Annotated in this window: 1 protein-coding gene and 1 pseudogene; one reads left to right on the top strand and one right to left on the bottom strand. The window is 67.5% G+C overall.

All coding sequences use genetic code 11. The annotated features are described in order from the left end of the window. Positions 1-20 precede the first annotated feature (20 nt). Positions 21-611, top strand: a complete 591-nt coding sequence (locus tag ACYVDE_RS22800; protein ID WP_460503828.1) for a PAS domain-containing protein — start codon at positions 21-23, stop codon at positions 609-611. On the opposite strand, the pseudogene ACYVDE_RS22795 reads toward ACYVDE_RS22800, so the two are convergent. Beyond that, a pseudogene (locus ACYVDE_RS22795) lies at positions 564-1,313 on the bottom strand (glycosyltransferase family 2 protein); the annotation flags it as partial. The gene ACYVDE_RS22800 and the pseudogene ACYVDE_RS22795 sit on opposite strands and share 48 nt — an antisense overlap. Between the last annotated feature and the right edge of the window lie 97 nt (positions 1,314-1,410).

Here is a 1,410-nt window from a genome sequence, read left to right as displayed (position 1 = left end):
AGCGCGGCGAGCTGGAGCGCGTGTTTGAGCAGGCGCCGGTGGCCATCGCCGTGTACCGCGGCCCCAACTACACCATCGAGCTGGCCAACTCCACCGTGGCCCGGCTGTGGGGCCGCACCCAAGAGCAGCTCATCGGCAAGGGGTTGTTTGAGGCGCTGCCCGAGGTGGCCGGCATGGGCTACGAAGAGCTGCTCGACGGCGTGATGGCCACCGGCACGCCCTACGTGGCCCACGCCATGGAGGCCCAGCACGACCGCAACGGCCACCGCGAAACCGTGTACTGGGACTTCGTGTACGTGCCCATGTACGACGCCGACGGCCGCATCAACGGGGCCATGGTGGTGGCCAACGAGGTGACAACCCAAGTACTGGCCCGCCAGCAGGTAGAACGCCTGAACGAGGAGCTGGAAAGCCGCGTGGCTGCCCGCACCGCCGAGGCCCTGGCCGCCCAGCACGAAGCCGAAAGCCAGCGCGGCCGCCGCGGCATCGACCAGCAAAAAGGCCAGGTAGTAACCCAGCACCGGTCCCGCCTGCCCGGTGCAGAGCGAGTACAGCATCAGCAAATCAGCCAGCGGGTTGAGGAAGGGCAGGATGAGCTGAAACACCAATAAATTCGGGAAAGCCACCAGCCCCAGCGCGCCGTAGCGCGGGTTGAGGCACACGGCGCGGTGCTTCCAGAACGACTGCATGATGCCGAACGACCAGCGAAAGCGCTGCTTGAGGAACATGCCCACGGTTTCGGGCGCCTCGGTCACGGCCAGGGCGCGGGGGGCGTAGGTGACGCCGTAGCCCGCCCGTTGCAGGCGGATGGTGAGGTCGCAGTCCTCGGCCAGCGTGTCGGTGGTGAAGGCGCCCACGGCCCGCAGCGCCGCCGTCCGAAACGCCCCGATGGCCCCCGGCACCACCGTGATGCAGCCCAGCAGCTCGAAGGCGCGGCGGTCGAAATTCTGGCTGGTGATGTACTCGATGGCCTGCCAGCGGGTGAGCATATTCCGCTCGTTGCCCACCTTCACGTTGCCGGCCACGGCCCCCACCTCGGGCGAATCAAAATGACTGATGAGGTGGCGCAGGGCGGCCGGGTCGAGCTGCGTATCGGCATCGATGCAGACCACGAAGTCGCTGGCGGCGCGGGAAATGCCGTAGTTCAGGGCCGAGGCTTTGCCGCCGTTGGGCTTGGTGAAGACGCGCACGCGGGCATCGTCGGCAAAGGCGGCGGCCACCAGCGCGTGGGTGGCATCTTTGGAGCCGTCGTCCACGAATACCACCTCAAAATCGGGGTAGTCGAGCCGCAGCAGGCTTTCGAGGCTGCGCACGGCGTTTACTTCCTCATTGTAAGCCGGTACGATGATGCTCAGACGGGGCCACACGCCGCCGGTTTCGGCCGGTGGGGCGGGCGCGGCGGCCTCGCGA

It is taken from the genome of Hymenobacter agri, from assembly GCF_054778495.1.
This window is presented reverse-complemented; position numbering and strand designations above follow the sequence as displayed.